Source organism: Nitrospira sp., from assembly GCA_016788885.1.
Classification (GTDB): domain Bacteria; phylum Nitrospirota; class Nitrospiria; order Nitrospirales; family Nitrospiraceae; genus Nitrospira_A.
In genome coordinates this window covers 15,168-29,531 of record JAEURX010000013.1, presented here as the reverse complement: position 1 = coordinate 29,531, position 14,364 = coordinate 15,168, and the positions used below count along the sequence as shown (strand labels likewise).

General features: G+C 59.1%; 15 protein-coding genes. 6 read left to right on the top strand and 9 right to left on the bottom strand.

The features are described from left to right. Positions 1-7 precede the first annotated feature (7 nt). Positions 8-559 (top strand): LPP20 family lipoprotein, encoded by a 552-nt coding sequence (locus JNL86_03045; protein ID MBL8041877.1) that lies wholly within the window; start codon positions 8-10, stop codon positions 557-559. Between the two features lie 69 nt (positions 560-628). Further along, positions 629-1,882 carry a hypothetical protein gene (locus JNL86_03040; GenBank protein ID MBL8041876.1) on the top strand — a complete coding sequence of 418 codons (1,254 nt, stop codon included), beginning with the start codon at positions 629-631 and terminating at the stop codon, positions 1,880-1,882. Positions 1,883-1,966: 84 nt separating this feature from the next. Here the strand turns inward: JNL86_03040 and JNL86_03035 are convergent, their stop codons facing one another. The 3 genes from JNL86_03035 to JNL86_03025 form a co-directional block, all read right to left on the bottom strand. Continuing rightward, on the bottom strand, positions 1,967-2,353 hold the full coding sequence (locus tag JNL86_03035) for a metallopeptidase family protein (GenBank protein MBL8041875.1): 387 nt from the start codon (positions 2,351-2,353) through the stop codon (positions 1,967-1,969). Between the two features lie 180 nt (positions 2,354-2,533). Further along, a complete protein-coding gene (gene polA, locus JNL86_03030; GenBank protein MBL8041874.1) occupies positions 2,534-5,179 on the bottom strand; it encodes a DNA polymerase I in 2,646 nt (881 codons plus the stop codon). A 76-nt stretch (positions 5,180-5,255) separates the two neighbouring features. Further along, positions 5,256-5,687 (bottom strand): hypothetical protein, encoded by a 432-nt coding sequence (locus JNL86_03025; GenBank protein MBL8041873.1) that lies wholly within the window; start codon positions 5,685-5,687, stop codon positions 5,256-5,258. 89 nt (positions 5,688-5,776) lie between these two features. Here JNL86_03025 and JNL86_03020 point away from each other — a divergent pair, with 89 nt between their 5' ends. Together JNL86_03020 and JNL86_03015 are read left to right on the top strand one after the other, a co-directional pair. Further along, a complete protein-coding gene (locus tag JNL86_03020) occupies positions 5,777-6,172 on the top strand; it encodes a hypothetical protein (protein ID MBL8041872.1) in 396 nt (131 codons plus the stop codon). A 5-nt stretch (positions 6,173-6,177) separates the two neighbouring features. Beyond that, complete coding sequence (locus JNL86_03015; GenBank protein ID MBL8041871.1) at positions 6,178-6,597, top strand: hypothetical protein; 420 nt, start codon at positions 6,178-6,180, stop codon at positions 6,595-6,597. Between the two features lie 78 nt (positions 6,598-6,675). Here JNL86_03015 and JNL86_03010 read toward each other — a convergent pair whose 3' ends face one another. The 5 genes from JNL86_03010 to JNL86_02990 all read right to left on the bottom strand — a co-directional run bounded on the left by JNL86_03010 (position 6,676) and on the right by JNL86_02990 (position 10,119). Continuing rightward, positions 6,676-7,335, bottom strand: coding sequence for an endonuclease III (locus JNL86_03010; GenBank protein ID MBL8041870.1), 660 nt, complete (start codon positions 7,333-7,335; stop codon positions 6,676-6,678). A 70-nt stretch (positions 7,336-7,405) separates the two neighbouring features. Further along, positions 7,406-7,600, bottom strand: coding sequence for a 30S ribosomal protein S21 (locus JNL86_03005; protein ID MBL8041869.1), 195 nt, complete (start codon positions 7,598-7,600; stop codon positions 7,406-7,408). Between the two features lie 23 nt (positions 7,601-7,623). Next, positions 7,624-9,183 carry a glutamate formimidoyltransferase gene (gene ftcD, locus JNL86_03000; GenBank protein ID MBL8041868.1) on the bottom strand — a complete coding sequence of 520 codons (1,560 nt, stop codon included), beginning with the start codon at positions 9,181-9,183 and terminating at the stop codon, positions 7,624-7,626. A 139-nt stretch (positions 9,184-9,322) separates the two neighbouring features. After that, complete coding sequence (locus JNL86_02995) at positions 9,323-9,568, bottom strand: sulfurtransferase TusA family protein (protein MBL8041867.1); 246 nt, start codon at positions 9,566-9,568, stop codon at positions 9,323-9,325. A gap of 20 nt (positions 9,569-9,588) precedes the next feature. After that, positions 9,589-10,119, bottom strand: a complete 531-nt coding sequence (locus tag JNL86_02990) for a DsrE/DsrF/DrsH-like family protein (protein ID MBL8041866.1) — start codon at positions 10,117-10,119, stop codon at positions 9,589-9,591. Positions 10,120-10,359: 240 nt separating this feature from the next. Between JNL86_02990 and JNL86_02985 the strand changes: the two genes are divergently transcribed. Next, positions 10,360-11,448, top strand: a complete 1,089-nt coding sequence (locus JNL86_02985; protein ID MBL8041865.1) for an aromatic ring-hydroxylating dioxygenase subunit alpha — start codon at positions 10,360-10,362, stop codon at positions 11,446-11,448. Positions 11,449-11,478: 30 nt separating this feature from the next. Here JNL86_02985 and JNL86_02980 read toward each other — a convergent pair whose 3' ends face one another. Further along, complete coding sequence (locus JNL86_02980) at positions 11,479-13,503, bottom strand: cation:proton antiporter (protein MBL8041864.1); 2,025 nt, start codon at positions 13,501-13,503, stop codon at positions 11,479-11,481. Between the two features lie 130 nt (positions 13,504-13,633). Between JNL86_02980 and JNL86_02975 the strand changes: the two genes are divergently transcribed. Then, entirely contained in the window at positions 13,634-14,362 is a 729-nt protein-coding gene (locus JNL86_02975; protein ID MBL8041863.1) for an HAD family phosphatase, read from the top strand. Positions 14,363-14,364 lie beyond the last annotated feature (2 nt).

The following is a 14,364-nucleotide window of genomic DNA, read 5'->3' as shown; positions in this document are numbered from 1 at the left end:
GATGTTCATGACAAGAGGACAGGTGTGTGCGGGAGGGTGGCTCCTGTGCGCCCTCGTGACCACCACGCCTGCGCCGGCAGCGGATTCCACCCCAGAGGTCCGCGATCATGCCGACCGTACATTCCGCCAGTTGCACACACGAGAACAGGGCCTTGCGCCTGAGCACCAGAATCGAGCGCAACCACCGTCGGCACGAACCTATGATGCCGAGCACTTTCTGATCGGACAGGGCCAAGGTGACTTGAACAAGGGCCCTCTGGTATGTCAGCGCGTGTCGGAATTGGCCGCACGGGCCGACATCGCCAAACAGATCCGCGTTCAGGTGAAGGAGCATGCGATCGACCGCCTGCGCGAGCGCACCGGCCGCGAGACCGAACAGGACATCGAGGTGGTGCGTGAAGAAATCGTCCAGGAATATCTGCAGGGCGTCACCATCGTGGACCGCCACATGGATGATGGAACCAAGACCTGCTCTGCGGTGGCCGTGATGCCAAAAACTCACCTCCCGGCTTCTCCCGCCGTTGAGCCGATGGCCCACGATTCGCCGACACGCCGCTAACCACTCCCGCAGAGCCTGACGACCTCTCCATTGAACTTCAGGTTGGATTTCGGGTAAGACAGTCGTCCCATGCCCGTCGAAAACAATTTTCAGCACGATGAGCTCTCTCGCAAGAATCCCGGTGAGCGCCTCACCGCTGCCGAGTGGACCCCTTCCCCCGATATGGGATCCCCTCAGTGGCAGGTCACCATGGGGCAAGTCGGGCAGAAACTGTCGCAGGCCGGGGTGCGCGTCATGCTCTTTCTTCATGGTGCGATTCCAGGCACCGATATCTTCGGCCTGGGACGGCTCGATGAAGTGGGGGGACTCAAGCGCGGCTATTCACGCGGGATTTCAGGTCTGGATTCGCTCCTCTCGTTCATGCGGGAAGGCACGAACGGCATCACTCCGCTGCCCGGAGGCCTCAAACCGCCCCTCTCGAACGACGACGCCACGAAGCACATGCTGGACAGCCAGATCGGCGACGCCGGCAATTTCACCGCACACACCATCGAACAGTGCCGCAAGGCCCTGAACCAGCAGGTCGCGAAACCGATTCTCTGCCTGCGGGAACTGTGGTCCAGCGAGCACCATCATCTGGGACGCGCCCTGGCTGCGTGCCGACTCTTGGATCGACTTCGCGCCCTCGTGGTCGAGCAGCATCTTGGAGCCGGCGATCGTATCCTGGTCCAAGCCCACGGTCAGGCCGGACTCGTGCTTGCCCTGGCCTCCAATCTGCTCTGCCCGTCACCGATCACGGGACGAAAGACGTTCTTCGAATTGCTCCTTGCCGCACAACCACAAGGTCCGGACGCACACGCCATTCACCACATCGATCCATTGCTGAGCCAAGGAACCCTGCTCAACGGGGCCTCGCTCGACATCGTGACGTTCGGCACTCCGGTACGATACGGCTGGGATCCATCCGGCATTGGCAAGCTACTCCACATCGTGAACCACCGTAATCTACGCACAGACGGGAAGACCTGGCTCTCCAAAATGGAGCTGCCACAGATCTCTGTTGAAATGCCGATCGCCTGGGGTGGGGACTACGTACAGGAACTGGCCGTGGCCGGAAGTGACGCGCTGCCCGCGGAGAATGCCAAAACGGCCAATAAGGCTGTGTGGGAATTAGTGGAGCCCTACGACGGATTTGAACGATGGGTGGAATGCGCACGCCGCGCCACGCGCTTCCCGAGCGAAGGACAGTGCCTGCTGGTGGATTACAAAGACTGCACGAGTTCGACGAACGTCCGCGACCATTACTACGGCCACGCCGCTTACACCCGCGCGAACGCCATGCTGTTCAACTTCACTCAGATCGTCGGCCGGCTATACTCGTAACGACCTCTCAACACCTCTTTGCGCTGACACCCCCTACCTCTCCCACCACACGCCGTCCAGCAGCTACTCCTTCGTCACCGTTGCTCAGTACGGCATCTCGTCGTCGTCAAAGCCGAAATGATGCCCGATCTCGTGCACGACGGTATCGCGCACTTCCTGCACCACTTCCTGTTTGGTCCGACACAGTCTGAGGATGGGTCCGCGATAAATTGAGATTTTGGCCGGCAGTTGCCCGCCTGCCTGAAAGAAGGACTCTTTGTCGATGGGGAGACCTTGGTAGAGGCCGAGGAGATCTTCGCCGTCCTCCAACTCCAGATCAGTGCGGACATCAGGCGGAGGCTCTTTCTCGACCACCACGGCCACGTTGGTGAGGAGCTTGGCGTATTCATCCGGCAGGCCGTCCAATGCTTCCTGCACCAAGGCCTGAAACTCAGACTCGGGTATGGTCAATGTACGCTTTCGTGGCGACATAACCAATTAGCTCCCGCTCATGTCTCTGCAAAGCTTGCACCGTTCGTCAATCATCAGCGGCTCAAAAAGGTCGTCCAACGAGGCCGCAGGGTGCGAGGCCTCCGAGGCTGTACGTCGTGTAGTACGTTGAGGAGGCCGAGACGCCCGAGAACGAAGTTGGAGACCTTGTTCAGCCGCTGGCTAAGGGTGGGCCACTCGCCAATTGGCCCCCACACCCACATCCACCTTAAGCGGGACCGAGAGCTTCAGCGCCGTGCCGGTCGCCTCCATTTCCTCCTTCACGAGGTGCTGCGCCTGCTCCAACATTCCGTCCGGCACTTCGAAGATCAGTTCGTCGTGCACTTGAAGAATCATCTTGCACGCCGGCAACTCGTCTCGCAGCCGCCGATGGACGTTGATCATGGCCACCTTGATCAAATCCGCAGCCGAGCCCTGAATCGGACTATTCACCGCCATCCGCTCACCGACGCCACGCTGCGAAGGATCGCCGCTCTGCAGTTCCGGAATCGGCCGGCGGCGACCGAGAATCGTGGTCGTATACCCTTTGGTTTTGCCGTCGTCGATGTTCCGATCCATGAGCGCCCTGACGGCCGCAAACTTCTCAAAGAACGTCTCAATATATTTCTTGGCTTCCACCTGGGACACACCGATATTTGAGGCGAGGCCGAACGGGCTGATGCCGTACACAATGCCGAACACCACGCTCTTCGCCGCCCGTCGCATCTCACGCGTCACCTCCCCGGCAGGAAGATTAAAAATCTCCATGGCCGTGGCCATATGAATGTCTTCGCCCTGCTCAAACACCTGCAGCAATCGAGGGTCTTGCGACAGATGGGCCAGAATCCGCGGTTCCACCTGACTATAGTCTGCACAGAGCAAGTGATGTCCCGGCGGCGTGATGAAGGCTTCACGAATACGGAGACCGTAGTCCCCCTTCACCGGAATATTCTGCAGATTCGGATCGGTGGAGGAGAGGCGTCCTGTGGCCGCCACCGTTTGGTTAAGCGAGGTGTGGAGCCGTCCGGTGTCGGGATTCACCAACTGCGGCAAGGCATCGACATAGGTCGATTTGAGTTTCGTCAAGGTCCGGTAATTGAGAATGTGTGCGGGGAGTTCATGCTGACCGGCCAGCTGGGTGAGCGTGTCTTCATCGGTGGAGAAGCCGGTCTTGGTTTTCCGAAGCGGCTTGAGGCCAAGATTCTCGAACAGCACTGTGGCCAGTTGTTTGGGCGAGCCGATATTGAACTCACCACCGGCGAGCCGATGGATGGTGCTGACCATCTGATCGAGCTCTCGTTCCAGTTCTCGACTCAGCGAGCGCAGGCTCTCAACGTCGAGCAAGAACCCATTCCGTTCAATCTCGACTAGCACCGGGACCAGCGGCATTTCGACGTCTTCAAACAGGGCCAAGCTGCCCTGCTCCCGCAATCGTTCGCGCAACAGCGGCGCCACCTTGGCCGTCACGGCCGCCGCCTCACCTGATCGATGAATCGCGTGCTCGTCCACGTCGAATAGGGATTGCGGCCTCGGGTCGATCTTCTCAGCTGCTCCGGCGCCAAGTTGATAACTCAGCGCATCCATCGCGATAGCGTCGAGCGTATGCGCGCGACGATTCGGATTGAGCAGGTAGTCGGCCACCATCGTGTCGAAATAGGGCCCCGGCATCTCAAGGCCCTGCCGATGGAGCGCCAACAGGAACGGCTTGAGATCTTGGACGACTTTTCTATGACTCCCGTCTCGCAGATAATCGATCAACGGGCCAGGCCAGTCACGGGCATCGCCTTGGACGAATGCTGCAGCACCGTCAGACCAGCCCAGGGCGCAGCCCCGAATATCGGCCCGCACACCGGACGCCTCACTCAACACGCAGGCCACGCCCAGGAGCGGCTCCGCCTCCTGCCGCGTCAGGAATTGCGTGGCTCCCGCGGCATCGTGAATGTCGATCACGTCTGAACCTAAGCGGTTGGGCTCAGGAGTCTCCCCCTGGAAGGCTTTGGCCAACGTCATAAATTCCAACTCGCGCAAGAGACTCACGAGCGTCTCCGTATGCGGCGCCTTGGCTTGGAAATGGGACGGGACAAACTCCACCGGGCACTCGATGTCGATCGTCGCCAGTTGCTTGCTCATGCGCGCATTCTCGCCCTGCTCCAGCAGGAGATGCTTCGTCTTGGCCGGTGTGACTTCCTCGACCCGGCGAAGCAGTTCGTCGATCGTCCCGAATTGCGTGATCAACTTCAGTGCGGTTTTCTCTCCAATGCCTTTGACGCCGGGAATATTGTCGCTCGTGTCACCCATCAGCCCCATGATCTCGACGACGCGCGCCGGCTCGACGCCAAACCGCACCAACGAATCCGCCTCGTTGAACCACTTATCCTTCACCGGATCATAAATCCGTGTCTTTGGCGTCAGGAGCTGGAACATATCTTTGTCGCTGGTCACGATCACGACATCGAGCCCCTCGCCCTCACCTTTCCGCGCCAAGGTGCCGATCAAATCATCCGCCTCATACCCCGCTTGGCGGATGACCGGTAAGGACAGGGCTTCTACCACCCGATGAATGTAGGGAATCTGTGCACTCATCCCTTGGGGCATGGGCGGCCGTTGCGCCTTGTACTCCTTGAACGCTTCGTGGCGATGGGTGGGGCCTTTCTCATCAAACACCACCGCCACATAGTCCGGTCGATGGTCGCGCAGAACCTTCAGCAACATGGTCGTGAAGCCGTACACGGCGTTAGTCTGTAAGCCCTTGGAGTTCGACAGGGGAGGCAGGGCAAAAAACGCCCGATAAATGTAGGCGCTACCGTCGATGAGATACAGAGTCGGCATGGTGGAGTACAAGGCACAAGGCAGCAGGCACAGTGATGTTAGCTTGGATTGCGTAACACGATTGAGCTCAACCTGATCAATCCGGCGCGATGATCAGTGGGGGTTTGTCGAACTTCGCCCGCATGGCGTTGATGGTGCTCAGGACGGTCGATTGCCCCACGATCTTCGCTTCCACGCGCCGCTTCCCCGGGAATTCAATCAACGAGAGCCCGATTAGCATCGTCAACACCCCCTGCCCCGGCAGAAACAGCATGAGAAACCCTGCGAAGAGAAAAATCGCCCCGACGACATTTTTGACAATATGCCCCAACAGCCGAATAATCGGATGGTGATTTTCCATCCAGGGGCGCGGCGTGCGGACATCGAAATAATCAGCCGGCAACCGCATGAGAATAATGGGAATCGCGATGAGAGTCCCGACAAACATGAACACGGACGAAACAGCAAACCAAATGAGCACGTTCGCCGGGACGTAGGACTCGATCTGCGCCAACAGGTCGGACATCACCGGCGCATCCTAGCATGGGGCTTTGTACGGCGGAAAGAGTATCGGCATGCCGGTTTACGTTCCCCACGCCTCCAGATATAATTCGCCCTATGCCGCTGCACCTTGTTGAGAACTGGCTGCCGACGCAGCATCCTTCCATCGTCTACGTCCTGTCCCTCCTTGGCCTCGTGCTGACACTCAGTCCCCTCGTCCCACTGCATCACGGAGCTCAGGCTGCGGATGCACCGGACGGGCCCACACTCGCTATTGAAATCACCAAAATCGGGCTCGGAAAGGAAGTCGTCATCACCCAGGACGGGAAAGAGTGGTTCATGCGGGTGGAAGTCACTCCGGAAAATTCCGTGGTGGTCCGGCAAGAAAAAGAAGGCACGCGGTACCTGCTCGACGAAAGTGAAATGCACGACCGCGCCATGACACCGGCCGAAGTGGATGCGGCCATCACCGATTTTGTGAACAGCGTCAAAACCCGACAGAAGGTCAAATAGCCGCCATGGCCGAGAAACCCAAATTCGTCATCTTCGCCCACAACGCCACGTACGATAAATTGCACCAGGTGGCCACCCTCGGCCTGACCGCCGCAGCGATGGGCAAAGACGTGATTGTCGTCCTGCTGTTCTGGACGATCAAGAAACTGGCGGAGGGCAAACTCGATCAGATCGACTTTCCTCAGGAATATGCGGCCTCCGCCGATGAGGTCGCCCGTCTCCTGAAAGAAAAAAAGGTGCCCACTATCTCCGAAATGTTTCGAGAAGCCCGCCTCGTGGGCCAATTTCGTGTCATCGCCTGCAGCGCGGGCCTTGAATACATGGGAGTTGACGCAGGGGCCGTCGAGCGAAACGTCGACGAAGTGCTGGGCCTGCCCTCCATCCTGTCATTGACGGCCCAGGCGGAAACCAAGCTGTTTATCTGATCGCCGTTGCGGCCGCGTCTAACGCGCGCCATCCGCCACCACTCTCTTCATCCCAGCGATTGCCTGAATGAGGTACGTCTAACGGCTTTTCGTCACACCGATTCGATCGCAATATTTCACAATTTTGCATCGGCTACAGAACGGCGAGACAGGTTGGCAGAGGTGCTGTCCGTAAGGGACGAGCAGATCGTTGAAAGTGATCCAATACTGGCTGGGTAGTTTTCTGCGGAGCGCCTGCTCCGTCTCGTCCGGGGTGTTCGCCTTCACATACCCCCATCGATTACTGATCCGATGGACATGAATGTCGACACAAATCCCCGGCTTCTCATATCCAACTGTGACCACTAAGTTCGCCGTCTTTCGCCCCACACCGGGCAGCGTTAACAGCTCTTCGATGCAATCCGGCACACGCCCTTGGTATCGCTCGAGCAGCTGCGTGCAAATCTGAAGAATCTGTTTCGCCTTGGTCCGGTAGAACCCAACGGGATAAATGGCCTGCTCGACGGCCGACAACGTGAGCTGCCGCATCGTGGCCGGAGTGGACGCCAGCGCAAACAGCCGCGCACTGGCTTCGGCAGTGGTTTTGTCTTTTGTGCGTAGACTGAGGAGGCAGGAAATCAGAACCAGGAACGGATCGCGGCTGGTCTCTTTGGCCACAACGCCGACCACCGGATCAGGCCATTGGGCAATCTCCCGCTTGACCGTACGGATGGCAGCGTGGATTTGTTGCGCCTGCATGGATCTGCCGGAGCGGAGAGCTTAGCTGGAGTGATCGCAATGGTCGTCTGAAGGAAGGAATGCCCGACGACTATTCAGGCCGTCGCTTCGCAAGCCACTTCTGTCGCCGACGTTGAGCCTCGCGCTCTTTCGCCTTCTTGCGAACACTCGGCTTTTCATAATACCGACGTCGCTTCAGTTCGCGGAACAATCCTTCGCCCGCCAACTTTTTCTTGGCGACCTTCAGGGCCTTTTCAACGTTGTTATTGAAAACCTTAATTTCCATCGTCAGCTACCTTCGACTCTCTTTCACCGAAGTTTCAGGATATTCAACATGTTTTGGGGCCACGAATCGAAGGGCGGAGTGTAGCATAGCGATTTCGCATCCACAAGCATTTGTTCGACACGCGAAAATCGCTGCCGGATCGACTCAATAAGCTGCTGATTTGGTTGAGTTTTCATGTTCTCTTCCACCATGGCCACACACCCATCGATGACCGCATCGGCCAACCGCATCCCCATCGTGAGATCCGGATGCACCTCGGGCTTCGCCTGCGCCATGAGTCCGCGCAGGAGCGGAATGAGTTCGCAGGACAGTTTCACGATTTCCAGGGGAGTCTCAATCGCACCCAGGAGACCGGACGACAGGGCGATCGCACGATCGGGATGATTCGGTGGAAGCTTCTTGGCCTGTAGCACACGGGCATAGGCATCGCGATCACCCTGCACCAGTTCCGAGAGTCTCGCTGAAATTTCAGACAAGCGCGTTTCTACCGCTCGCGCGCGATTCAACTTCGCCACCATGACCCCCAAGGCAGCCGCAAACATGGCGGAACGGGCGCCCGCGCTGCCCCCGGTCAGTCCCTGCTCTGCACCTTCCCACACATCAGATGCCCCGAAGCGGGTCGCAGATGGCTGTGCTTTGACTGATGGGGATGCGGCTAGTCGCCCAATCGCCGAACGCGATTCGGCAGTCTCCAAACGCGCTTCAAGCACCTGCCGCCTCTCGAATCGATCCAGACAGAGCGCCTGTTGTGCCGTCTCAATGAGGGCCTGCTCTGGGACAAGACCGATGAGTTCGGTCCCGGCAACCTCCACGCCATGAGCCGCCGCCGCCTGCTGCACCGCGGCAAACGCCTTGTGCAGCGGTGTCTCCTCATGGTTCGTCAGATTCATCGAGACCTGCACGAGTCCCTGACTGCGCAGCTCGACGCCGATGGCTTTCACACAGGGAAGGCCTCCGCTCGACTGACGAACGACCTTCGCAATTGCTTTCGCGACTGACAGATCCTGCGTCTTCAAATTCACATTGAAGGCGATGAGCGGCCACCGCGCACCCACCACGGTCGCCCCGGCGGACGGGTGCAACTGCTTCGGTCCAAAATCCGGAGCCCATCCAGGATCGGCAGCCATTCGGTCGGCCAATCCTTTCAGCCCTCCCTTTCGAATCCACTCCAGTTGCTTCCGCTCAGGCTTGCTCGCCGCCTGTTCGTAAAGGAAGACGGGAATTTTGAGTTCGTTGCCGATCCGTTGCCCCACCATGCGAGCCAACTGCACACAGTCCTGCATACTGACGTCACGAATGGGGACGAAGGGCATGACATCTGTCGCCCCGACGCGCGGATGTTCACCATGATGCGTCTGCAGGTCGATCAGTTGCGAGGCGAGCCGCGCCATCTGAAAGGCGACTTCCGCCACAGCATAGGGCCTTCCCGCGAAGGTCAGGACCGCCCGATGGTGGTCCGGATCCTTCGTCTCATCCAGCAGCACCACGCCGGGCACAGACCGAACCAGGGCAGCGAGCGCGTGAATCACCTCAGGATTCCGGCCTTCGCTGAAATTCGGCACACATTCGACGATCTGACTCACTGCGTGCGTGCTCCCATCCTCTCAGATCAAGACACCGTCGCCGGGGTTCCTCGACGCAAGAAAAAAGCCGGGGGGTTTCGGCTCCCCTCCGGCTTGGCAGAAACACGACGGCCTCGCATGCGTGGCCTGTCCTCGAATGTTACTTGGCCTTCTTGACGAACGCCTTGTAGATTCGCTTGGAAGAACTGTGCTCTTCCTCCAGTCCCACCATTTCATGGCCGGTCGTTTCACACCAGGCCGGCATATCTTTCTTGATACCCTCATCGTCCGAGACGACTTCCAGCACCTGGCCCATCGTCAGTTCCTTAATCTTCTTCGACGTCAGAATGATCGGCATCGGACAAAAGTACCCGAGCGTATCGAGTTTCACATCGGCCTGTATCATGCCCTCTCCTCAACCCCTGCTTATATGAACAGATTGACGCTGCCCTGCTTCGCTTCAGCCAGGTAGGTGGTCACACCCGCGAATTGGTCGATGCCGTCGATCAACGTGTCTTTGGTAATTCCCATCAAGCCCATTGTGGTGGTGCAGGCAATGAAGCGAACATCAAGGTCCAGCGCCATCTGCATCAGCTCCGGCACGCCAGGCATGCGATTCTGCCTCATCACGACTTGCATCATTTTTGTGCCCAGCCCCCAGAAGTGAAAACGGGACAGAGGCAAGGTATCGGCTCCGCCTTTGTTGAGGAAGCCGAACATCCGGCGCAGCCAATCCGACGCTGAACTGCTTGCCCCTTTTTTGCGAATCGTATTGAGCCCCCAGAAGGTGAAAAACACTGTCACCTGCATACCCATGGCAGCAGCGCCGGTCGCGATAATAAACGCGGCCATTGCCTTATCGAGGTCTCCACTGAGGAGCACGATCGTCACGCGGTCGGCCTTTGACTCGCGGAGTTGCGTCAGGGCCGCTGTGGGCTCGATTTGTGCGGTCGTCATCGCTTCCCTCGCCGGTGAGAACACAGAGAACACGCGGACAAACTACTGAAAATGACTATAGTCTCCGCTTCTTTTTCTTGTCAAGAAATGGGACCCGTGGACGAAGGCGTGCCCGCATGGGTATGGCCCCACAGCGGCTTTCGCCCGATACGCATGCGATACAGGTGCTTGCTTGACCTGCCGCAGGCCCACCGTTATAGTCCAAGCGTTCATTCAGCCCAGAAGCTTGCCCGGTCGCCCATGAGCACAGACCTCATTACCGAACTCAAACCGACGAAAAGTGCCCCTCTCTTCGGCTTCTGGTACCCGGCGACGACCAGCGAGGCCCTGGCCGTCGGTCAGATGCAAACCCAGGTCATGTTGGGACAACCGATTCTCGTGTGCCGAGACCGACAAGGTCGAGTGGCGGCCATGCGAGACATTTGTCCCCATCGGGGCATGCCCCTGTCGTTCGGTCATTTTGACGGAGAACGCGTTGAGTGTGCCTATCACGGATGGCAATTTGATACAGGCGGTCGCTGTCGTCACATTCCGGCTCTTGTCGAGGGATCGGCGCTTCGACCCGAGAAAATCGGGATCACCTCCTACCCGTGCCAAGAAGCAGACGGGTATGTGTGGGTCTATCTACCCGATCCGCAACGGCTGGATGGGCCGATGCCTGAACTTCCACGCCTTCCACTGCCGTCCACGCCGTATCGTATGGTTCACATCTCCACGATCTTGGATTGCACCATCGACGACGGCATCGTAGGCCTCATGGATCCTGCACACGGCCCTTTCGTCCATCAAAGCTCTTGGTGGCGAACTCAAGCCAGCATGCACGACAAGGCAAAGACCTTCGAGCCCATTCCCAACGGATTTCGGATGGTGCCACACGCCCCCTCCAAAAACAGCGGACCCTATAAGCTGCTCAATAAACTCTACGGTGGTCCGCTGACGACCACGATCGACTTCGTCCTTCCCAATCAACGATTTGAGTTCGTGCAGTGCGGATCGATGTTCGTGTCTTCCCGTGCCACCGTGACGCCGGTGGGGGAGCAGCAGTGCCGAATCGACTTCGCCGCCGCCTGGAACATCCTTCCCTGGCTTCCGTTTGCCAAACCCCTGTTTCGATACTTCGCCAATATCTTCATGAAGCAGGACAAGCAGGCCATGGAGCGGCAAGCGGTGGGGTTGAAGTACAAACCGGCGCTGATGCTGATCGACGATGCCGACACTCCGGCCAAGTGGTACTACAAACTCAAAGCCGCCTACCTGACCTCGGTCCAAACCGGGACACCGCTGGACCATCCGCTGAAAGACCGCGTCACACTTCGGTGGAGAAGCTAACCGACTGGTAAAATCGGGCGCGCGATGAGGCTAGCTCATCGGGTGGCTCGTGCCATGATTGGGCTCGTTCAGCAGCGCCATGGCCCGACGAATCTGCTCTCGGGATCCGAGCAGCGTGATCACATCGCTTGCCTGCAGGCGGACGTGCTCCGACGGATTGGACTGCGTCACCTGACTCCGGGTCCAGGCTATGACCGACGCCCCGGTTCGCGGACGAATGGACAGCTCCGCCAACGATTTTCCCACCGCCGGCGCGTCGTCATCGATCCGGCAGGTTTCGACCTCGACATCAGTCAGTGTCCCGCCACGGAGGTGGTGCGCCAATTCCGGCATTTCACTGCGCCGTAACAAGGCGTACCCTTCCCGCCTGATCTGCTCGGCCTTGCGCGCCACGAATTCCTGGGGCAGGCTATAGGTCCGTAACACCAACGCAAAAATTTCGATCGAGGTTTCGAATTCCTCCGGCACCACGTCGTCTGCGCCCAGCTGATGCAGTTCTTCCAACTCCCGCAAGTATCGCGTCCGCACCACAATGTGCAGCTTCGCATTCAACCCCTTTGCGACTTTCACCGTTCTTCGAGCCGTGAAGGGATCGGACAGGGCGACCACCAGCACTTTGGCGTCTTCGATCTTCATGTGTCGAAGCACATTGGCATTCGAGCCGTCGCCGTAATAGATCGGTACGCCATGGCGCGCTTCGCGGCGCACGGTTTCCCCATCCAGATCCAACGCCACATGCGGAATTTCCGTTTCGCCAAGCACACGAGCCAGATTGCGCCCATTGAGACCGTACCCCACAATGATGACATGGTCTTTGATCCGGACCTGCGTCCCCTCTAATTGCTCGACATGGGCCACCGTGCGCGACGGCATCCATCCGCGAACACGCTGCAACGCTTCAATCCGCCTCCCCAGATGAGGCGACCACTGCATCACGAACGGCGTCACGACCATCGTCAGGACCGACACTGCCAGAAACAACTGATACTGATCTCCGGTAAAGAGGCCAGCGTCCTGCCCCTGCTGCGCAAGGATGAAGCTGAATTCGCCCACCTGCGCAAGCGCCACCCCCACCAGGACCGCCGACCTGGGAGGGGCTCCAGCCGCGACCATCGCGCCGGCGCCGGTGAGCAACTTCCCGACAATGACGGCGACCAACAGCCCCAGGACGATGAAGGGATGGTCCAACACCACCCGCAGGTCCATCAGGACGCCAATCGAGACGAAAAATAAACTATTGAAGCTGTCCCGAAACGGCAACACCTCCGCCAACGCCTGGTGGCTGTACTCAGACTCAGACATGACCAGACCCGCGATAAAGGCGCCCAAGGCCAGCGACAGGCCGCCCAGGGAGGTCAACCAGGCGATCCCCAGACACAACACAATGATCGAGAGCAAAAACAACTCGCGGCTGCGGCTCCGCACGATATGCCGCAACAATCGGGGGACCAGATACCAGGCCGCCGCGACGATCAACCCGACCACGACGGCCGCCTTCACCAGCGTCATCAGCACCATCCCCATCGCACTCCCGCTGGGTGTGGCCAGGATCGGCGTGATCAGCATCATCGGCACGACGGCAAGGTCCTGGAAAATCAAAATCGCGACCGTGGCGCGGCCGTGAAATGAATCGCTCTCGCCCTGCTCCGAGAGGGCTTTCAAGACGATCGCTGTGCTGCTGAGCGCGAGGAGGAATCCCCAGAAAATTCCCTGCTGATAGGAAAGGCCGACGGCCAGCGCCCCAAGCAGCGCCAGAATCAGGACCCCACCGGTTTGAACAGGAGCCGCCACCATCAGCGTACGGCGGGCCGCCGCAAAGTGCGCGGACGAAAACTCCATACCGATCGTGAACAACAACAGGACGATGCCGATCTCGGCGAGCACATGGACCTGAGACACATCGGGAATCAGGTGCAACCCATGCGGGCCGATCAAAGCCCCGGCGACAAGAAACCCGGCGATCGACGGGAGACGGAACTGGTGAAACGTGAACACGACCGCAGTGGACACTGCATAGATCACCAACAGGTCGCCGAGAACTGCGTAATCACTCATAGGGGAAATAGGATCGGTTTGCCGTTTCGATCGGCCATGAAGCGAATTCGTGCCGCAGCATACCGTAGGGACCTCGGCGGAACAAGGCGTTCCATTTGTCCTACGACCCGCACTCAGCTAGAGTACGGCGCTGGTCCGTCAAGGCTGCACAAAGGAGTCGACTCTGCGCGCAATCATTTTTGACTTCAACGGCGTCATCGCCGACGACGAAACACCGCACCTGGAATGTTTTCAGCAAGCGCTTGCTGAATCCGGACTGACGATCAGCAAGGACGAGTACTATGACACCTATCTCGGGATGGATGAGCGGACCTGTGCCGCCGCGCTGCTGCTGAAACGGGATGGCCGATGCGACCCCGTGATTCATGCCCGGATCGCCGAACGGAAAGCGGCGCTGTTCCGTGAGCATACGGCGACACGAACGCCGCCCCTTTTTCCCTGGGTGTCCGGGTTTGTCGAACGAGCGTTCGGGCACTACCGGCTGGCCATCGCATCGGGAGGCCGACGGGAACACATTCTCTCCGCCCTCGCGGGAACGGCCATCGAGGGACGATTCGAACTCATCGTGTCCGCGGACGAATGCACCGTCGGCAAGCCCGATCCCGCGATGTATGAATTCGCGCTTCGACAGCTCAACGCCCGCAGCCCCAGACCACCCCTCCTTCGATCCGGCGAATGTCTCGTCATCGAAGATTCCCGCGCAGGAATCCAGGCGGCGCTGAAGGCCGGCATGCGTGTCCTCGCGGTCGCGACCACCTACCCGGCCGCCCAACTCACCGAGGCGCATCTGGTCCTCCCGTCACTGGAAGAGATCCAGCCGAACGACGTGGCCCGGCGACTCTTTCACGCCGGCGCTTGAAG